Source organism: Streptomyces sp. AgN23, from assembly GCF_001598115.1.
Taxonomy (GTDB): domain Bacteria; phylum Actinomycetota; class Actinomycetes; order Streptomycetales; family Streptomycetaceae; genus Streptomyces; species Streptomyces antimycoticus.
Genome location: NZ_CP007153.1, coordinates 7,069,030 through 7,088,209 on the forward strand (window position 1 = coordinate 7,069,030; position 19,180 = coordinate 7,088,209).

Consider the following 19,180-nt stretch of genomic DNA (forward strand, 5'->3'; position numbering starts at 1 on the left):
ACTGTCCCCGCCTGATCAAGGGGGAACTGGTCAGGAGATGTGAGGAGTCAAGGGCGGGATGCGTGGTTTATGGGGCCGTGTGTGGCAGCGCCGCACGCCCCTCGTCGTACTGATGGCGGTGGTGGGGATCGCGGGAACCGTCCTCGCGACCCGGGACAGCGGCGGCGGCCATCTCGCCGCCAACCAGGCCCAGTTGAGGAAGGCGTGTGACGGCACCCTGCCGTACGGGGACCTCGAACGGCTGGTGCGGGGCGAGCGGCCGGGCAAGCTCAGAGAGCACGGCACGATGCTCGCCCCCGGGCAGGAGAGCCGTTCGTTGCTGGACTGCTCGCTGTCGTGGGGAGACGGCTACGGGGTCACGGTCCATGCCGAGGCGCTGGTGTCCGATGTCCCCCAGGCCGTCGAGACCCGGGACCTGCTGGAACCGGCCGGTGGCCACGGCACCTTCGTGGCACCGGGCACCACCGGCCAGTACGGGAAGCGGGGAGCCTGGCTGGTGACCGACTGCCTGGGCGGGCTCGGCGGCCGGGTCCGGCCCACGACCGATCTGTATGTGACGGCCCGGGTGACGGACGGGGCTGACGGGACTGACGGGACTGACGGGGTGGACGAGGCCGACGAGACCGACGCGGCAGACGACGCCGACGAGGCGACGTCGCGGAGCGGCAAACCGGACCGCGCCACCGCGCTCCTCGGTTTCCGTACCGCCGTACAGGTCGCCAACGTCCTCACCAAGGCCCAGCACTGCGGCTCCGGTCCGCTCACGATGCCGAGAACCGTGGTGGACACGGACGAGACCCATGGCGCGCCCGGCCGGGCGCTGCGCAAATGCGAGTGGATCGACGGCTCCTCGCTCCCCGGCATCGCCTCCGGCACCTGGACCACCCTCGGCGATCTGCAGGAATCCACCGGCCTGAGCGCCTGCGCCGGGGAGTGGGACACGGAGAAGAACGCCGGCCGGCGCCCGCGCCCGAAGCAGTGGCAGGTCACCGAGGTCGAGGCGGCGAGCTGGTCGGGCGTCCTGGGCCGGTCCGCCTACGACTCCTACGAACGCGAGGGGCATGTCCCCGGGTGGGGAGCGCAGGAGGGCGAAGGCCCCTCGGAGGCCGGTTCCGAGGCGGACTCCGAGGCGGACGCCGATCGTGGTGTGCTGCGGCAGGGGGACCGCGTCTCCTCCTACGCCGGGCGGCCCCAACTCGCCCTGTGGGCAAGGTCGGTGTGCGGCGGCCGCAGCACCTACCACCGGGTCGCCGTCCTCCCCGAGATCCAGCTCGGGGACGGCGAGACCGCCGTCATCAGCGGCAAGGACCGCACCAGGCTCTCCGCCACCGCCCGTACGGTCCTGGACCGCTACCTCGACGCGGAGGACGGCTGGCCCGCGTCGGCGGACTGCCGTGACACCAAGGTGCTCGGGGAGGTGGAGCAGTGGCACTGACCCGACCCACCCTCACCCGGCGCCGGGTGAGGGCCCTGGCGGCCGTCGCGGTGGCGCTGGCCGCCCTCACCGGAGCGATCGTCTGGTTCGCGGGTAGCGAGGACCGGGCGCTGGACGGGGCCTGCGACGGGGTGCTTCCGGTCGGCGAGGTCCGCACGGTGCTCGGCGAGGACGCCGCACTGGACGTGACCAACCGCACCGAGGGCGCCTTCGGCGACAAGGCCGCCAAAAGCGGCAGCAGGACAGCCAAAAGCGGCGGCAGGACAGCCAAAAGCGGCGGCAAGCGGGCCAACAACCTGTCCGTCCGCTGCCGGATCGCCGCCGAGGGCACCGGCCACATCGCCGTCACCATCGCGGGCTCGCCCCGCCCTCGCGCCGAGTACGGATACGGCGAGCTCTACGCCGCCGTACCCGCGAGCCACACGCTTCCCGTCCCCCTCGGCAACGGCTGGTCCGGCCTCTTCGCCACCGACACCGCACGGCTGGGCGACGCCGAGGACGGCACGGCCACCACCGCCGTCCTGCTCGACTGCGCCCGGCGCGGCGACAGCCTGCTGATCACCGTCGAGACCGCGCTGCGCGGCGCCACCACCCTCGACGACCCCGCCGTCCGCCCCGACTTCGTCCGCACCGCCACTGCCACCGCCGAGGCGGCCAACGACCACTGGGGCTGCGGAGCCCGCCTGGGCGCACCCGTCCGTACGGTCGGCCTGCCGGTGAACGAGGACGAGTACGAACCGCTGCTCGGCGCCAAGGGCACCTGCGCGGCCGTCCCCACCGCCTCCCGCTCCGCCGTCTCCACGGCCCGCGAGACCGCCCGCGACCGCGCACCGCGCGAGAGCTGCGTCCTCGGCATGCGGGACGGCTCACCGCTCTACCGTCTCGAGGCGTACTACGGCCCGTACGCGGAGGACGCCCGCTCCCAGTACACCCGGGACTACGACTACGAGAACGTGACCCCCGCCGAGAAGCCCGCCGGTCGGCTCGGGCAGAGCGCCTACTGGGCCGGTGCCACCTGCCCGCGCGGCGCCGAGTCAGCCCTCTACCTCATCCGCGCCGCCGACGCCGACGGCGAAACCCGCCGCCGCCCCGACCTCGCCTACGAACGCGCCGCGCTGGCGGCTTTCGCCGCCGCTTCGGCCACACACCACGGCTGCGAGGCGCCGAGCCTGCCCAAGGGCTGAACCACGGGCCGAACCGGGGATGTCCGGCGGACTGTGCCGCCTGCGGCGGGCTGTTCCCCTCCCCGCCCCTTCCCGTAACTGGGGCTCTGCCCCAGCCCCCGGTAAATGGGAGCGGGGCGGGCGGGCATCTCGCCTCCCGCCCCCTGCCGGGGCATCGATGTGGCGGCTCCGCCGTGTGGTGGGGCTCCGCTGCTGGGGTCCAGGGGCGGAGCCTCTGGTATCGGGAAGGGGCGGGGAGGGGAAGAGACGGTACCGCCGGTCACCCCCGTAACCGCGGCGCCGCCGTCATCCCTTGACGGCGCCGCCCAGGGCGAAGCCGCCGCCCAGGCGGCGGGAGATCAGGACGTAGAGCAGGAGCACCGGCGTCGAGTAGAGGATCGAGAAGGCGGCCAGCTGGCCGTAGACGACCTGGCCGTAGTTGCCGAAGAAGGTGAAGATCGATACGGACGCGGGGAGTTGTTCGGGGGAGAGCAGCAGCATGAAGGGGACGAAGAAGTTGCCCCACATCATGATGAAGCTGTAGATCATCACGACCGTGATGCCGGGCCCCATCAGCGGCAGGATCACCCGGGTCAGGCTCTGCAGCCAGGACGCGCCGTCGGTCCAGGCCGCCTCTTCCAGGATCACCGGCACGCCGTCCATGAAGTTCTTCATCAGCCATATGGCGAACGGGAGTTGGGAGGCGGCGAGGAAGAGAGCGGTGCCGCCCATGGTGTCGATGAGGTCCACCTGGACGAAGAGTCCGTAGACCGGAACCATGATCGCGGTGATCGGCAGACAGGTGGTGAAGAGCACCGTGAGCAGATACGGGCGTACGACGCGGGAGCGGAAGCGGGAGAGGGGATAGGCGGCCAGTGCGGCGCAGGCGACGGTCAGGATGGTCGCGCCGCCGCACAGGAGCAGACTGTTGAGCATCGGCGTGAAGGTGATCTCGTCCGTCCACACCGCCGAGAAGTTGTCCAGCGTGGGCGAGCCGGGCGCCGAGACCCGCAGCGTGGCGTCGCTGTCGATGGAGGCCAGGACCAACCAGGCGAGCGGGAGCAGAAACGCGGCCGCGATGAGCAACAGCGCGGCGTCGGCGGCCAGTCGGCGGCGTCGGCTCGGGGACCAGCGGGGGCGCGGGCGGGACGTGGCGGAGCCGGGCCATGGGCGGGCGGGGCGGGCGGAGAGCGTGGACAACCTCGGACCTCCTCGCGCGCTTGCGAGCGCAGTCGATCAGCGTGCCGTCCATGAAACCGGTTGCGGCTCGCGTTGGGGAAGACGCGTGCGCGGTTCGCTCGCCTTACGGCCTCGCCTTACGGTGTCGCCTTACGGTGTCGCCTTACGGCCTCGGCGGGGCGATGTCCACCGGCTGGTCGTTCCGCAACTGGTCGAAGAGGCGCCTCGCCTGCGTCACGTTCCACTGCACGGCGCTGCCCTTGGAGGTCCGGAGGTTGGTGTTGGACACCGGGACGTTGAGCTGTTTGCCGTTGCCCGAGGTGACGCCCTTCATCGCCTCGAACAGCGACATCAGGTTCCGCAGGCCCATGTCCTGGTCCACGATGAGCGTGTCCAGCCCCGCGCGCACGGTCGGGAAGGCCGCGAACGGGTTGGCCAGGACGCCCGGTGTGGCGGCCTTGTCGGCGAGTGCGGCCAGGAACTTCTGCTGGTTCTGGGTGCGGCCCAGGTCGCCCTTGGCCTCCTGCTTGCGCTGGCGGACGAAGGCGAGCGCCTTCGCGCCGTCGAGGGTGTGGCAGCCCTTCCGCAGATCCAGCCCGGATTTGGGGTCCTTGATGTCGCGGTCCACGCACATCCGTACGCCGCCGACCGCGTCCACGACGTCCACGAACCCGGAGAAGCCGATCTCCGCGTAGTGGTCGATGCGCAGCCCCGTGTTGCGCTCGATGGTGGAGACGAGGAGATCGGGGCCGCCCATCGAGTACGCCGCGTTCAGCTTGTTCCGGGACGGGGCGAAGGTCTTGCCGGTGTCGGGGCGGAGGAACCCCGGGACGGTCACCCAGGAGTCACGCGGCAGGCTCATCATCGTGGTGCCGTTGGAGCCGGTGTGCAGCACCATCATCGAGTCGGTGCGGCGGCCCTCGGCCGAGCCGGTGCGCAGGTTCTTCCTGGCCTGCTCGGAGAGGCCCTCCCGGCTGTCGGAGCCCACGATGAGGTAGTTGGTGCCCTTGCCCGGCGGTGGGCGGTCCGGTGATTTGCCGAGGTCGACCTCGCGGTTGAGCTGGGTGTCGGCCCAGACGTAGGCGCCGCCGGAGGCGAGGAGCAGCGCGGAGACGGTCACGATGGCGAGCCGGGTGATCCGGCGGCGCCGGCTGAGCGGCTCCTTGGGGGCGCGGCGCCGGACGGTGGGGGTGGGGTCGGGTCCGGGTGTGGGGGTGGGGGTGGGGGTGAGTGCGGGGGTGGCCAGGGTCTCCTCGCCCCTGCGGTACGGGGCGGGTTTCGTCGGGACGCCTGGGGTTCCCTGCGCGGGCATGCCCTGGGTGGTCCCCGGCGCGGGGGTCCCCTGCACGGGGATGCTCTGCGTCTGGGCCGTGGAGATGTCCCAGGCCCGCCCCGACGGCCGGTTCGCGGCGGCCCACCCGTCCAACCGATCGCTCATGGGCGCAGTCTGCCCACCGGCCGGAGGCGCCCGCCGTCGCTTCATAGAGCTATGACAACTTCGGTGCCGCGTTGAACGCGGACCCGGTCGCCGTACGTCACTTCGACGTCAGGCTCCGGTGCGCCGGCGCCTCGCCCAGCGCCTGGGCGGCCGTTCCCGAGCGCTGGCTGCGGTGCCACCGCAGCCGCGTCCCGAGCAGGAGGGCGACCACGGACTGGATGACCACCAGATACATCAACTGCCGGTAGACGAAGAGCTGGAACGGCAGCGACCACAGCGCCCGCATCCGCTCACCGTCCAGCCGCAGCGCGTATCCGGCGCAGACCATCTGGATCGCGAGATAGCCGAACCACACCCCGGCCCCCTGCCCCGGGTCCAGGAAGAGCGCCCCGTACAGGGCGAAGAGGTCGATCACGGGCGCCAGCAGCGGCAGCAGCACCTGGAAGAGCGTGAGATAGCTGAGCCCCCGGCGGCCGAACCGCCCCACCGAGCCCAGGGAGACCACCGCGCGGCGGTGTTTCCACATGGCCTGGAGGGTGCCGTAGCCCCAGCGGTAGCGCTGGCGCCAGAGCTGCCGCAGGGAGGTGGGCACCTCGGTCCAGGCGACGGCGGTCTCCTCGTACACCACCCGCCAGCCCGCCCGCCACAGCGCCATGGTCAGGTCGGTGTCCTCGGCGAGGGTGTCCTCGCTGACCCCGCCGACGCCCATCAGCGCGTCCCGCCGGAAGGCCCCGATGGCGCCGGGCACGGTCGGCATGCACTCCAGCACCTCGAACATCCGCCGGTCGAGGTTGAAGCCGAAGACGTACTCCAGGTGCTGCCACCGGCCCAGCAGGCTGCGCCGGTTGCCGACCTTGGTGTTGCCGCTGACGGCGCCGATGGCCGGGTGGGCGAGGGGCTGGATGAGCTGGTGGACGGCGTCCGATTCGAAGACGGTGTCGGCGTCGACCATCACCACGATGTCGTGCCGGGTGTGGGCGAGCCCGGTGTTGAGGGCGGCGGCCTTGCCCGCGTTGGGCTGGCGGACCACCAGCACCCGGGGGTCGTCGACGCTCGCGGCGATATCGGCCGTACGGTCCGTCGACCCGTCGTCGATCACGACGATCTGCAGGCGCTGATGGGTGGAGGCGAGCAACGAACGGATGGTGGCCTCGATGCCCGCCTCCTCGTTGTACGCGGGGATGAGCACCGTCACGGGCTCGTTGACCTCCCGCAGCCAGGGCGCGCCGGGCCGGAAGCGGGTGAGCCGCCGGACATGGGTACGGGCGAACAGCACGAGCATCAGCAGCCGCAGCACCCCCAGCGCCCCCGCGATCCCCAGCACCCAGGTCATGGTGGACACGAAGCCGCGGCCGATGGCCGCGACCCGGATCAGCGCCTTGCCCTCCCAGCGTTCGAGGCCGGAGACCGGGACGTCGACCGGGGGCACGCCGAGCCCGCCGGTCACCGTGGTGAACTTCTTCGCCCGCGGGTCCTTCAGCAGCTTCTCGGTCTCCTGGTACGCGGTGTCGGTCTGGCTGAACTGCCGGACCACCCCCTGCGCGGGCTTCCTGGCCGACCGGTCGGCGGCCACCAGCGCGTACCCCTCCTCGGCGACCCGCCGCGCGGCCTGCCACTCGTCGCCGCACAGCGTGTCCACATCGGTGGTCAGCGGCAGCCGCAGCAGCCGAGGCTGGACCCCCACGGAGCCCGCCAGCGCGGCCTCGGTGAGGGACAGCTCCATCCGGGAGCGGCCGGGGGAGGCGGTGCCCATGTCGGCGCCGGTGTAGGTGTTCGACCCGAGCTCATGGCCCTCGGCGCGGATCCGGCGTACGAGGTCCGGGTACTGCGCCGCCTTGGCGCCGGAGACGAAGAACGTGGCCCGCGCGTCGTACCGGCGCAGCAGGTCCAGCAGGCGCGGGGTCTGGACGGGGTCGGGCCCGCCGTCGTAGGTGAGCGCGACGGTTCCGGCGGGCATGCCCACGGTCCGCACCTGATCGCCGTTGATCTGCACCACCGGCCCACCGTCGGCCAGCGCCTGCGGCACCGGGCTGGTGCAGGGCCGCCGCGCCTTCGCCGCGTCGACCTCATGGGTGGTCCAACCCTGGAACATCAGCAGGCCGAACATGACGGGGAGGGCGAGGAGCAGAAGCAGCCAGTGCGCGCGCGGGTCACGGGACCGCTTGTGCCGGCCCCCTCGGGCCACGTGGCTGGATTCCTGGCGTTTTTTCGACCGGTTGCCCTCAAACATGGTTGGTCGCACGGTAGTTGGGGGGCGCCGAGCGGGTCCGGCGATGCAGCGCGAATGGATAAGAATTCCCGGGCCGCCCCCGCCGCGCTGCCGCATCACGTAGGGGGATCCGTGGTGCGCGCTCGAAAGCGGCCGCCTCCGCGAGGCGGCTCTGCTTGACTGACGCCCATGACCTCTGCCGATGCGTCCGTCTTCGAGACCACCAGGCCCGCGTCCGCCGACTACCTCATCCGGTTCGCCGCGAGCGACGCCGGACGCGACTACAAGGGACGGATGCTGGACGCGCTCGATCTGCGGGCCGGGCTGGCCGTCCTGGACGCGGGCTGCGGCCCCGGCGCCGATCTCCCCGCCCTCGCGGAGGCGGTCGTCCCCGGCGGCACGGTCATCGGGGTCGATCGCGACCAGGAGATGCTGGACGCGGCGGCGGCGCGCACTGCCGCGCATCCGGGCGTCGAGCTGCGGCGGGGCGATGTGCACACCCTCCCCCTGGACGACGCGGCGGTGGACCGCGCCCGCACCGACCGGGTGCTCCAGTGGGTGGACGACCCGGCCCGCGCCCTCGCCGAGTTCCACCGGGTGCTGCGGCCGGGCGGGCGGCTGGTGATGGGCGAGCCCGACTGGGACACCTTCGCCGTCGACCACCCCCACCCGGCGCTCTCCCGCGCCTACACCCGCCATATCACCGAGCGGGTGATCCACAACGCCGCCATCGGCCGCCAGCTCGCCCGTCTCGCCACCGACGCCGGGTTCCGCGTGCCGGAGGTCATTCCGGTCACCCCGGTCTTCCGTGATGTCCGCGCGGCGGACCGGGTCTTCGGATTCGAGCGCACCACCCGCCGCGCCGTCGAGGCCGGTTACCTCAGCGAGTACCAGGCGGCCGTCTGGCTGCACCACCTCGCCCACCGCCCGTTCTTCGCCTCGGCGACGCTGTACGTGGTGGTGGCGGAGGCATAGCCGACCGGTGGTCGTGCGGCGCCCTCGCCGGGAGTTCGGACGCCCGGCCGTCGGCTCTGGTCGTGGTGACATGGTCCGTGATGGTCGGCCGCACGCGAACTGAGTTCTGCGTGTGCGAGCGCCAGGCTGATGCCCTGGCGCCCGCGCGGCTCCTTGTGGCCCTTGGTGCGTGTCGCTTCGGCACGCGCCCCGGCAGCCACGGCGGCCCGTCGCTCAGGCGGCCCTGAACCAGGTGGCCAGGGCCTCGTGCAGGCCCTCGTTCGTCGTGCCCTGCCAGGCGATGTAGCAGTCGGGGCGCAGGAGTAGGGCGGTGTCGAGGTCGGGGGCGGGCACGGTGTCGATCTGCGGTGACCAGGGGCCCGGGTCGAGAGTGGCGGTGGGGTCCAGGAGGAGGGGGCGGGCGGTGCGGGTCAGGTCGCGCAGGCCCGGCAGGTCCGGGGCCCAGTGGCCGACGAGCGGTCCGGTCGCCGGGCCCATGTCGTACGTGATGTCCGCGCCGGCGAGCAGTGCCGCGATGTGCTGCCGGGTGGCGGGCTGGTCGAGCAGTTCGCCGAAGAGTTCGCGCAGCGCCGTCACCTCACCGCCCGGCCGGGTCAGCAACGACTGCGCCTGCGTGTGCATGGCGACCCGCCGTGCCGCCGGGTGCCGCTCCGACTCGTACGTGTCCAGCAGCCCCTCCGCCGCGTGGCCGCGCACCTCCGCCGCCAGCTTCCAGCCGAGGTTCACCGCGTCCTGGAGGCCCAGGTTGAGCCCCGGGCCGCCGATCGCCGAGTGCACATGCGCGGCGTCGCCGAGCAGCAGGACGCGGCCCGCGCGGTAGCGCTCGGCGATCCGGGTGTTGCCGCCGAACAGCCGCCGCATCAGATGCGGTCCCGGCCCGGTCGGCGGGTCGAGGGTGATGTCCGTGCCGAGCACCCGGCTGGCGCCGGCCCGCAGTTCCTCCAGCGATGCCTCGCCCTCGGGGGGCTGCCCCCATTCCACGGTGGTCAGCTTCGGGTCACCGTCCGGGTCCGGGGAGGGCGCCCAGGCGAGCAGCCCGTGCTCGGTCCGCAGATGCTGGAACGGCGGGATGGCGCCGAAACCGGGCACGGTGAGGCTGCCGTCCGGGCCGATCAGGTCTGCGGGCACGCTCACATGTCCGGTGCGCGACACCGAGTCGTCGCTGGTCACGCCGGGAAAGTCGATGCCCGTGAGCTTGCGGACCGTACTGCGCCCGCCGTCCGCGCCGACCAGGAACTCCGCCTCGATCGGCTCCCGCCCGCGCAGCTCGACCGTCACCGACTTCTCGCCCTGCGTCAGCCCGATGACCTCGTGCCCGCGCCGGATGTCGACACCCAGCTCCGCCGCGCGCTCGGTGAGCATCCGCTCGATCCGGAGCTGCGGCACCAACAGCGTGTACAGCGGGTTGTCCGGCAGATCGCTCAGGTCGAGCGGGAACGCGCCGAATGGGAAACGGGGCGCCGGTTCGGGCGTGGTGCCGGGCGTGGCCAGCCGCTCATACAGCCCGCGCCGGTCGAGCATGCGGATGACCTGGCCCACCAGGCCGTTCGCGCGCTGCGTGTCGGTTGGTTCGGTGAGGCGTTCCAGGACGACCGGGCGCACACCGGCCAGGGCGAGTTCGCAGGCGAGCATCAGGCCGTTGGGCCCCGCGCCTGCGATGACGACCTCGATCATGAATCCCCCTTCGGGGTAGGTGAGTTGGGGGGTTTACGGGGTGGACGGCGTGGACAGCCCCGCCGCGAACCGGGCGAGGGCGTCCATGAGCAGGGGGCTCAACGGCACCGGTGGATCGGTACGGAGGTGGTGGGCGATGGCGGTGTGTACGGCGGCCACCACCGCCGACGCGACAAGGTGCGGATACAGGTCCTGATCGAGGTCACCGCCGGTGCGTTCGGCGATCGTCGCCGCGATCTCGGCCTCGGCGATGGCCCCGGCCCGCAGCATCTCGCCCCGCAGGGTTGGTTCGGCGACCATCACGCGCACGCCTGCCGTCCATTGCGCCACGTCGGTGGCGGGGGGATGGGCCACCGACTCCGCGTCCGCCGCGAACTGCGGCAGTACGGAGTCGGTGATCGCGTCCCACAGCGGCTCGTCCGGCCGCTCGCGCAGCGCCTCCGCGATGCGCAGAAGGCGGTCGAGGTGGCGGAACGCAATCGCCTCGGCCTTGCTCGAGAAGTAGTTGTTGAACGTGCGTGGCGAGACACCGGCCGCCTCGGCGATGTCCTCCACCTTCACTTTGTCGAATCCGCGCTCCACGGTCAGCCGGGTCGCGGCCCAGCTCAGCGCCGCGTGCGTCTGGGCCTTCTTGCGCTCTCGCAGTCCCATGCGACGAGAGTAGCAATTTTTGCGTGCCCCGCAAATCTGCGGGGCACGCAATTTTTTAAAGCTCGGCTTGGGGCGATGGGCTGGTCAGGTCCAGCTCGGCCCAGATCTCCTTGCCCACGGTCCGCTCGCGCACGCCCCAGCGTGCGGCGAGGGCGCGGACGATGAGCAGGCCACGGCCGTGCCTGTCGCAGGGCGACGGATGGCGGGGGCGGGGGAGTCGCTCGCCCCGGGGGTCGGATACGGCGATACGTAAGCGGGATTTGGTGAGGGTGAGCTGGACCCGGAACAGCCGCCCGGGGATGCGGGCGTGCCGCACGGCGTTGGTGGCCAGCTCGGACACGATGAGCGCGGCGTCGTCGGCGAGTGCGGGGTGCCCCCACTCGGTCACGAGTCGCGTGGCGTGCTGGCGGGCCCTGGTCACGCTTATCGGTGTCGGGACGTAGTCGACGCGGCCCTCGTCGACGATGGGGTCGCTGGGGTCCGGGATCCGGGGGTCTTGGGGCGCGAATGCCATCGCGTACCTCCAGTGGGCAGGGCAGGGCGGAGTGCGTCCGCCAACTGACGTCCCTGTGCGAGCGGTTCATCACGGACCGTAGCGCTGTCGCCTTGCGGCGCACAAGTTCCTCTTGGAGGATTTCCCCCAATCTGGTTTGCGGCGGCCGCGCCGGGCGGCCAGACTGTGCGCGTGACGACAAGTCAGCCGATGCAGGGCAATAGCACCTCGACCGTTCTGGGACGCAGGCTCGGTGGGGAGTTGACCAAGCTCCGCACCGCAGCGGGCCTGACCCAGACCCACGCCGCCAAGGTGCTCACCGGGTCCACGACCAAGGTCGCCAAGATGGAGGGCGGCTGGGTCCCGATGCGGGACCCGGACATCCGCGCGCTGTGCGAGCTGTACGGTCTGAGCGACCCTGCGGCGGTGGGCGGGTTGCTGGAGCTGGCTCGCGTTGATCGTGAGCGGCGCAAGGCGAAGGGCTGGTGGAATGAGTTCCCGAACCTCGGTGACATGCACGAATACGTCGCGTTGGAGAACGCGGCTACTGCCATGAAGGCATGGCAACTCACGTTCGTCCCGGGACTGTTGCAGACTCCGGACTACATCCGGGCGCTCCGGAATGATGCCCCGTCGGCGGGCGGCGACCACGAGGAGTTCGTGGCGGCGAGGCTCGCACGTCAGCGGCGGCTTGATGAGGCTCCGCAGCTCTCACTGCGGGCCGTGGTCTACGAGGCCGCGCTGCGGAACCTCATTGGTGGCGCGGACGTGATGCGTGGGCAGTTGGACCATCTGGTCGCCGTGGCCCGGAAGGACAGCGTCAGCCTGCGCGTTCTTCCGTTCAGCGCGGGAGCCCGCCATGGGATGAACTGCACGTTCAACATCATCTCCTTCGCCGAACCCGGAGCGATGGACGTGGTGTACATGGAGGTTCCGTTCAGGCGGATCTGGGTCGAAGGCGGAGATGCGGCTGCACAACACGATGAGTTGTTCGAGAGAATCGCCGAGCGTGCCCTGAACGAGCGCGATTCCCTGGAACTCATCATGAGCCTGAGCGGAGAGCTGTAACCCCGATGCCTGCTTTCGCATTCCGCAAGTCGAGCCATAGCGACCCTGAGCGCGAATGCGTCGAGGTGGCCACGAACGTGCCCAACACCGTGGCGGTACGCGACTCCAAGGACCCCGAGGGGCCGGTACTTCGATTTACGCCCGCCGCCTGGGCGGCCTTCCAGGTCGTTCTAGCAGAGGAGGGGTGAGCGGTGGCCGAATTGGTCTTTCGCAAGTCGAGCTACAGCAACCCCCAGCTTGAATGCGTCGAGGTGGCCACGAACGTGCCCGGCGTCGTGGCGATACGTGATTCCAAGGACCCCGGCGGCCGGATACTCCGGTTCACCCCCGCCACCTGGGCCGACTTCCGGGCCGCCCTCACCCAGGAGCCCGACCAGAACGCCATGTGACTCACATCACCGGAACTCGCCCCACCCTCCCGGTCAGCCAACACACGTGACCACAGATATGCGTGCCCGGGTGCGGGCCGGGGATCCAGACGCGTTCGCGGAGCTGTTCGACGCCTACGCGCAGGCCGTCTACCACCACGCCTTCCGCCTGACCGCCGACTGGTCCGTAGCCGAGGACGTCATGTCGGCGACGTTCATGGAGGCGTGGCGGCGCCGCGAATCGGTCGATGCCGAAGGGGGATCCCTGCGGCCCTGGCTCCTGGGCATCGCCACCAACGTCGCCCGTACCCACTGCCGCGGCAACCGGCGTTACCGGGCCGCTGCCGCCGCTGCCGCCGAGGCGGGGCCCGCCTCGTTGCGGATCCCCGACCACGCCGAGGAGACGGCCGGACGCGTGGACGACCGGCGCCGGATCAACGCCACCCTCACCGCGCTGAGTTCGCTCAAGCGCGCCGAGCGCGAGGTCCTCGTCCTCTGCCTCTGGGAGGGCATGGAGTACGCCGACGTCGCCCGCACCCTCCGCATCCCGATCGGAACCGTCCGCTCCAGGTTGTCCCGCGCCCGTACCAAGCTACGCAAACTCGCCGACGCCGAACTGGGCCGCGAAAGACGGGAACTCACTCCGCTCACCCGGCAGGTAAAGGGCGATCGCACCCACGCGATCCGGTCCGCAGAGGAAGGAATCCGATGAACCACGCCAGCCCCTCCCAGCCGCACCCGGCTGAGTGGCCGGAGACCCAGGAACTCCTGGGTGCCGAGGAGCGGGGTCTGCCGGCGGGCCGCCATGAGTTCCACAAGGAGCACCTGATGGCCCAGATCCACGACGACCTTCGTACCACCAATGGCACCCCGGCCGCCCCCGGGCGGCAGCGCAACCCGTTCCTCCGCCGCAACGTGCTGCTGCCCGCCATGGCCTGCGCCGTGGCCGCGGCGGTCGTGGGCGGCTTCGCCCTCGCCGGGGGCGATGGCGGCGACGGTAAGACCCCGCTGGCCACCGGCCCCGCGCTGACCACCCAGGTGGGCACCGCCGACGCCAAGGCCGCCCCCGAGCTGCTCAACCGCATCTCCCTGGCCGCGGCCGACACCTCGGGGCCCACGGTGGGCGATGGCCAGTTCATCTACATCGCCTCCAAGGTGGCCAACACCTACCCCAAGACCGTGGACGACAAGACCACGGTGGTCAGCGAGGAGTTGCACTCCCGCCAGGTCTGGCAGTCTCCTGGCGGGAAGGACGGCTGGCTGATCGAGCCGGGCCAGACCGGCGACAAGGGCATCACCCTGGCCGGTGAGCACCCGATCAGCGCGGCGTACGACTCTCTGGTGAAGCTGCCCACCGACCCCGACGCGCTGCTGAAGAAGATCTACCAGGACGTCGACGAGAACCGGGACCGGGAGGTTGCCCGCGACCAGGCGGCCTTCGTCGCCATCGGCGATCTGCTGACCGAGAGTTACCCGCCCGCCAAGCTCGCCCCCGCCCTCTACCGGGCCGCCGCCAAGATCCCCGGTGTGGCCGCGGTGGACGACGCGGTCGACGCCTTGGGCCGTCATGGGGTCGCGGTGGCGCGGCTGAACGAGGCCGATGGCCAGCGCGAGGAGTGGATCTTCGACAAGAAGACCCTGGCCTTCCTCGGCGAGCGCACGGTCCAGGCCCAGCCCCCCAAGGACGGCCCGATCAAGCGCGGCACCGTCCTGTTCACCAGCGCGATCACCGAGCGCGCGATCGTCGACGGCAACAAGGAGCTGCCCTCCGACTCCCAGGCGGGCTGATCCGCGGCCCGGGGACACCGGCGCATGGGTGGACGTCTTCGTCCACCCATGCGTTGGCAGGGCATCGGCGGCTGCCGCTCGGCTACGTATGGAGCAGGGCCTTGAAGCGGGCCGTGCCATGGTGGGTCAGCCAGTCCCCGAAGGTGAGCAGGCCGGGGTGGAGGGCGCGCAGGCGCTCGATGTCGACCAAGGGGTAGATGCCGTCGTTGAGGGACTGGATGCCGCGGGCCGCCTCCTCGCTCCGGGCGCGTATGGCGTCGAGGGGGATATGGACGTACGGGACCTCCTGGCCCGTGGCCCGGGTGATGGCGGCGGCGGTCTCCGGCGGGGTGAGCGTGTCGCCCGCCAGGTCGAAGGCGCGGGAGCGGAAGCGGTCGGGGGCGTCGAAGGCGAGGGCGGCGAAGGCCGCGATGTCGGACAGCGCGATGAACTGCTGGCGGGTGTCCGGGTTGTACGGGGTGGCCAGGGCGCCGTCCCGCAGACCCCATACGGGGTGGAGGAGGTTTTCCATGAAGGACGTGGGGCGCAGGACGGTCGCGGGCATGCCGATCGCGTCGATGTGCTCCTCGATGGGCCGCTTGCTCTCCAGCGTGGACAGCCCGCTGTCATGGTCGGCACCGAACGCGGAGGCGTAGACGAGGAGTTGGGCCCCGGCGGCCTGCGCGGCGTCCGCCACGTTCCTGCCCCGCCGTACCTCGTCGTCCGGTCCGTATCGCGCGGGCAGGCCCGGCATCCCGGGGGTGGGCTGGACGCTGAAGACACCGTGGGCTCCGTGGGCGGCTGCGTCGAGCGAGGCGCGGTCGTCCAGGTCGCCCGCGACCAATTCGGCGCCCGCCGAGGCGAGGGCGACTGCCGCGGGGCTGGTGGTGTCCCGGGTGAGCGCGCGTACGTGGCGGCCGTCCGCGAGCAGTCGCCTCGCGGTGGCGCCGCCCTGCTGACCGGTCGCACCGGTCACCAGGATGATGCGGTTCGACGTCATGGGGGTCATGCGGAAGGCTCCCGAGTAGAATCGGAACGAGTAACCCGGTTAACGTACCGGAACGGACGACCCGCTTGTCAATCAGGGGGACGGAGATGGCGGCGAGGGAAGCGGCGCACGGCGCGGCACAGGGTGAAGGGCTGCCCCCGGGCGGGGCGTTCGCGGGCGGGCCGCCCCCGGAAGGGCCGCCCTCGCGGGCCGACGCGCGGCGGAACCGGGCGCGGGTACTGGCCGCCGCCAGGGCCTCGTTCGCGGCGGAGGGCGGCATGGCGCCGCTCGGCGCCATCGCCGAGCGGGCCGGGGTGGGCGCCGGGACGGTGTACCGCCACTTCCCCTCCAAGGAGGACCTTTTCGAAGCGGTGATCGCCGACAGCGTGGACGGGTTCGTCGCCGAGGGGCGGGCGTTGGCCGTGGCCGAGGACCCGGGGGCGGCGTTCTTCGGTTTCCTGGAGCGCGTGGTCGGGGAGGCGTCGCTCAACCGTGCGCTGTGCGAGGCATTCGCCCGGGAGGCCCCCGGCCGCGCGCCCGATGCGGCGGCCGGCGCCAGGCGCGAGTTCGGTGAGGTGCTGAGCGCGCTGCTCCGGCGCGCCCAGGAGGCCGGTGCGGTCAGAGCGGATGTCGCGGCGGCGGACGTACAGGCGCTGGTGGCGGGGTGCGCGGCCATGGAACAGGGGCGCGGCCCCGGATCCGGGGTGCTGACGGCGGTGATGTGCGACGGATTGCGGGCGGAGCAAGCCGTAACGAAAGTCCGTAACGAAATAGAGGAGGTCGGCGGCGGAGCCGCCGGTCCGCGTGACGAAATCGGTCGGTGCGAGATGTGCGGTGGCCCGCTGCCGGGCGACCGTACCGGCCGCGCGGGCCGCCCCGCGCGGTTCTGCGGGGCGGCGTGCAGGCAGAAGGCCCACCGGCGGCGCACACGCACCAGTGGCTGACCGCCTGCCCGTGGCCGACCGGACGCGGAGGCGGCTGGGTGACGTACGTCACGGGAACGTGGCCCTCCGCGCGGACAGTTGAGGGTGTGATCACAGACAGGCACATCAGCCCGGCGTCGGGCACCGGACCGTCGATGAGCGCCGCGGCGGCGGTGTGCGCCCTGCTGGTCGCGGCGGTGCTGACGGGGGCTGCGCTCGCGGCCCCCGGGTCCGGCCTCGGCGTGCGGACGGAAGGCGTGGCCACCGGCGTCGGAGCCGCCGCCGAGGCGGGAACTCCCGCCTCGGCGGGAGCCGCCCCTTGGGGACCCGGCCAAGTCCATCATCCCGGCGGGGTTCGGGACGGAGTTCAGGGTGGGGTTCAGACCTCCTCGCGCATCAGCCTCAGGTACACCACCGAGAACAGGGCTCCCACCAGCAGCAACAGCAGTGCCACCGCCGTGCCGTAGCCGATGAGGGACTTGTTGAACGCCTGGTCGTACATGAAGACCGGGAGCGTCTGGCTGCGGTTTCCCGGGCCGCCTCGGGTCATCGCCCAGATGAGGCCGAACACCGACAGCGTCTGCAAGGTGTTCAGCATCAGATTGGTGCCGATGGAGCGGCGGATCATCGGCAGGGTGATGTGCCAGAAGCGGCTCAGCCCGCCGGCGCCGTCGACCTCCGCCGCCTCGGTGATCTCCTTGGGGATCTCGGACAGGGCGGCGGAGTAGACGAGCATCGAGAAGGCCGTGCCGCGCCAGACGTTGGCGAAGGACACGGCGAGGATGGGCAGGGTGTAGAGCCAGTTCTGGGACGGCAGGCCGAGCCAGTCCAGCAGCGCGTTGAGCGTGCCCTCGCGGCGGAAGAACGCGTACAGCAGGAAGCCCGCCACGATCTCGGGGACGACCCAGGCCGCGATGACGATCGCGCCGGTCAGGGTCCGCACCGGGCGGGAGGCGCGCTGCATCAGGGCGGCCAGGGCTAGGCCCAGGGTGTTCTGGCCGACGAGGGAGGAGAGGAGGGTGAAGACAAGGGTGAGGACGACGGCGTTGCGGAAGTCGTCGTCCCCGAAGGCGCGCCGGAAGTTGTCCAGGCCCACGAAGTCCGTGGAGGACGCGCCCGTGAGCTGCATATTGGTGAAGGCGATATAGACGCAGTACGCGATGGGGCCACCGAGGAAGAGCAGCAGCATGACGGTGGCGGGGGCGAGCGGAAGCCAGCGCAGGGGGCGGCCACGACGGGGGCCCGGCCGGACCGGGGTCTTTGTCGGGGCCGCCGCCACTTTGGTCACGGTTGCCATCGGGGCCCTCAGCCCTGGCCGCTCGCCGCCACCGTGGCGCCGTCGGTGATGGATGTGAGCTGGTCGTCGTAGGACTTCGCGGCCTTCTCCGGTGAGGCGTCGCCCGTGGTCACCGCCTCCATGGCCTCGCCGATCGCCGTGGACACCTGGGGATAGACGGGGGTGGTGGGGCGGTAGTGGGTGTACTTCACCAGGCGCGTGAAGAAGGTGATCCCGGGCATGGAGGAGGTGTACTCCGGGTCCTGCGCGACGTCCTTACGGACCGCGATCTGGGCGTCGACGATGTCCCAGGTGACCGCGTTGTCCTTGGTCTGGAGCTGCTGGATGAACTTCCAGGCCAGATCGGGGTTCTTGGACTTCGCGGTGATCGCCCACGTCCAGCCGCCGGACATGCTGACCTGGCCGGGCGCCTGCCCGTTCTGGGTGGGCATCGGGGCCTGGCCGAGGGTCTTGGACCACTCGGGCCACGGCTTGCCGCCGGTCTTCAGCCAGTTCTGGCCCAGCCAGGAGCCGTCGAGGGCGATGGCCAGCTTGCCCTCGGGGAGCCATTCGCTGTAGACGGTCGTGCCGACGTTGGGATCGAGGGCGTCGGAGATGTCCGGGCCGAGCTTCTCGGAGTAGACGGTCCGGAGGAAGCTCAGCGCGTCCTGGAAACCCTTGCCGCCGGTGACCCACTTCCTGGCGCCGGGGTCGTAGAGCGGGTTCCCGCCCGCCTTGCCCGTGCCGTACAGCAGCATCTCGAAGCTCTGCATCACGGAGGTCTCGCCCGGGGCCTTGCCGGTGTAGGTGTTGAGCGGGGTGACGCCGGGGACCTTCTGCTTGATCGTGCGCGCCGCCTCGAGGATGTCGTCCCAGTTCTTGGGCGACCAGTCGGCCGGCAGCCCGGCCTTGGCAAAGATCTTCTTGTTGAACCAGAGGCCGCGGGTGTCGGTGCCGTCCGGGACGCCGTACGTCTTGCCGTCCTCGGCCTTGGCAGCCGCCTTCGCGGTGTCGACGAACTGGTCCCAGGTCTTCCACTTGGCCAGATAGTCGTCGAGGGGGCGCAGATAGCCCGCCTTGATGTCCGAGTTGATCCGGAAGGTGTCCTCGTAGACCAGGTCGGGGGCGGTCTTGGGGGACCGCATCATCTGCTGGACCTTGGTGGCGTAGTCGTTGTCCTGCGCCTGGATCGGGACCAGCTTGACCTTCTTGCCGGGGTTGGCCTTCTCGAACTGCTTCTTCACCTCGGCCAGATGGTTGTCCTTGAAGCGGATCTTGTTGTCCGTGGAGCGGTTGTAGACGACCTTGACGGTGTCCGGGTCGCTGCCCGAACCGCCACCGCAGGATGTGAGTCCGGCGGTGACGGCGAGGGTGGCGGCGAGGATCAGTGGGGCGGTGGGGCGCACGGGCACGACCTCCTTGCTGGCCTCTGTGGGCTGCGCGCTGACCGTAAGGTCGGCTTCAACGGAAGGTCAATCCCCGTGACCTGGATCGTCACTTGATCGAACGCCGCCGCGGGGGTGCGCCCCCGTACGCCCCGGGCGTACGGGGGCGTGGCTCAGCCGGTGGCAGT

18 protein-coding genes are annotated in these 19,180 nt (G+C 71.3%); 9 read left to right on the forward strand and 9 right to left on the reverse strand.

Going from position 1 to position 19,180, the window contains the following annotated elements:
* Positions 1-58 precede the first annotated feature (58 nt).
* A complete protein-coding gene (locus tag AS97_RS30860; RefSeq protein WP_210566025.1) occupies positions 59-1,435 on the forward strand; it encodes a hypothetical protein in 1,377 nt (458 codons plus the stop codon).
* Positions 1,426-2,619, forward strand: coding sequence for a hypothetical protein (locus AS97_RS30865; protein ID WP_210566026.1), 1,194 nt, complete (start codon positions 1,426-1,428; stop codon positions 2,617-2,619). Before AS97_RS30860 ends, AS97_RS30865 begins: the two co-directional genes overlap by 10 nt.
* A gap of 285 nt (positions 2,620-2,904) precedes the next feature.
* Here the strand turns inward: AS97_RS30865 and AS97_RS30870 are convergent, their stop codons facing one another.
* The 3 genes from AS97_RS30870 to AS97_RS30880 form a co-directional block, all read right to left on the reverse strand.
* The gene (locus tag AS97_RS30870; RefSeq protein WP_107119346.1) at positions 2,905-3,705 is read right to left on the reverse strand and encodes a carbohydrate ABC transporter permease; all 801 of its coding nucleotides are present in this window, start codon (positions 3,703-3,705) and stop codon (positions 2,905-2,907) included.
* Positions 3,706-3,940: 235 nt separating this feature from the next.
* Positions 3,941-5,215 (reverse strand): LCP family protein, encoded by a 1,275-nt coding sequence (locus tag AS97_RS30875; protein WP_210566027.1) that lies wholly within the window; start codon positions 5,213-5,215, stop codon positions 3,941-3,943.
* 97 nt (positions 5,216-5,312) lie between these two features.
* Entirely contained in the window at positions 5,313-7,445 is a 2,133-nt protein-coding gene (locus tag AS97_RS30880; RefSeq protein ID WP_210566028.1) for a glycosyltransferase, read from the reverse strand.
* 168 nt (positions 7,446-7,613) lie between these two features.
* On the opposite strand from AS97_RS30880, the gene AS97_RS30885 reads away from it, so the two are divergent.
* Positions 7,614-8,399 carry a methyltransferase domain-containing protein gene (locus AS97_RS30885; RefSeq protein ID WP_210566029.1) on the forward strand — a complete coding sequence of 262 codons (786 nt, stop codon included), beginning with the start codon at positions 7,614-7,616 and terminating at the stop codon, positions 8,397-8,399.
* Positions 8,400-8,612: 213 nt separating this feature from the next.
* Here the strand turns inward: AS97_RS30885 and AS97_RS30890 are convergent, their stop codons facing one another.
* From AS97_RS30890 to AS97_RS30900, 3 genes are read right to left on the reverse strand one after another with little or no spacing between them, the layout of a single operon-like run.
* Positions 8,613-10,073: an FAD-dependent monooxygenase gene (locus AS97_RS30890; protein WP_210566030.1), complete on the reverse strand. Its 1,461-nt coding sequence runs from the start codon at positions 10,071-10,073 to the stop codon at positions 8,613-8,615.
* Between the two features lie 33 nt (positions 10,074-10,106).
* Positions 10,107-10,724: a TetR family transcriptional regulator gene (locus tag AS97_RS30895; protein WP_059148532.1), complete on the reverse strand. Its 618-nt coding sequence runs from the start codon at positions 10,722-10,724 to the stop codon at positions 10,107-10,109.
* A gap of 55 nt (positions 10,725-10,779) precedes the next feature.
* Entirely contained in the window at positions 10,780-11,238 is a 459-nt protein-coding gene (locus AS97_RS30900; protein WP_086709001.1) for an ATP-binding protein, read from the reverse strand.
* Between the two features lie 171 nt (positions 11,239-11,409).
* On the opposite strand from AS97_RS30900, the gene AS97_RS30905 reads away from it, so the two are divergent.
* Genes AS97_RS30905 through AS97_RS30925 form a run of 5 tightly spaced genes read left to right on the forward strand, consistent with a single transcriptional unit; the run spans position 11,410 to position 14,441 of the window.
* Complete coding sequence (locus AS97_RS30905) at positions 11,410-12,285, forward strand: helix-turn-helix transcriptional regulator (RefSeq protein ID WP_247204840.1); 876 nt, start codon at positions 11,410-11,412, stop codon at positions 12,283-12,285.
* 5 nt (positions 12,286-12,290) lie between these two features.
* Positions 12,291-12,473 (forward strand): DUF397 domain-containing protein, encoded by a 183-nt coding sequence (locus tag AS97_RS30910; protein WP_210566031.1) that lies wholly within the window; start codon positions 12,291-12,293, stop codon positions 12,471-12,473.
* Positions 12,474-12,476: 3 nt separating this feature from the next.
* The gene (locus AS97_RS30915; protein WP_210566032.1) at positions 12,477-12,674 is read left to right on the forward strand and encodes a DUF397 domain-containing protein; all 198 of its coding nucleotides are present in this window, start codon (positions 12,477-12,479) and stop codon (positions 12,672-12,674) included.
* A 46-nt stretch (positions 12,675-12,720) separates the two neighbouring features.
* Positions 12,721-13,365: an RNA polymerase sigma factor gene (locus AS97_RS30920; protein ID WP_247204538.1), complete on the forward strand. Its 645-nt coding sequence runs from the start codon at positions 12,721-12,723 to the stop codon at positions 13,363-13,365.
* Positions 13,362-14,441, forward strand: coding sequence for a CU044_5270 family protein (locus tag AS97_RS30925; protein WP_210566033.1), 1,080 nt, complete (start codon positions 13,362-13,364; stop codon positions 14,439-14,441). Before AS97_RS30920 ends, AS97_RS30925 begins: the two co-directional genes overlap by 4 nt.
* Before the next feature lie 82 nt (positions 14,442-14,523).
* Here AS97_RS30925 and AS97_RS30930 read toward each other — a convergent pair whose 3' ends face one another.
* The gene (locus AS97_RS30930) at positions 14,524-15,429 is read right to left on the reverse strand and encodes an NmrA family NAD(P)-binding protein (protein ID WP_210566034.1); all 906 of its coding nucleotides are present in this window, start codon (positions 15,427-15,429) and stop codon (positions 14,524-14,526) included.
* 86 nt (positions 15,430-15,515) lie between these two features.
* Between AS97_RS30930 and AS97_RS30935 the strand changes: the two genes are divergently transcribed.
* Positions 15,516-16,352, forward strand: coding sequence for a TetR/AcrR family transcriptional regulator (locus tag AS97_RS30935; protein WP_210566035.1), 837 nt, complete (start codon positions 15,516-15,518; stop codon positions 16,350-16,352).
* 358 nt (positions 16,353-16,710) lie between these two features.
* On the opposite strand, the gene AS97_RS30940 is transcribed toward AS97_RS30935, so the two are convergent.
* A complete protein-coding gene (locus AS97_RS30940; RefSeq protein WP_059148538.1) occupies positions 16,711-17,628 on the reverse strand; it encodes a sugar ABC transporter permease in 918 nt (305 codons plus the stop codon).
* Between the two features lie 8 nt (positions 17,629-17,636).
* Positions 17,637-19,013 (reverse strand): ABC transporter substrate-binding protein, encoded by a 1,377-nt coding sequence (locus AS97_RS30945; protein ID WP_210566036.1) that lies wholly within the window; start codon positions 19,011-19,013, stop codon positions 17,637-17,639.
* Positions 19,014-19,180: the final 167 nt, after the last annotated feature.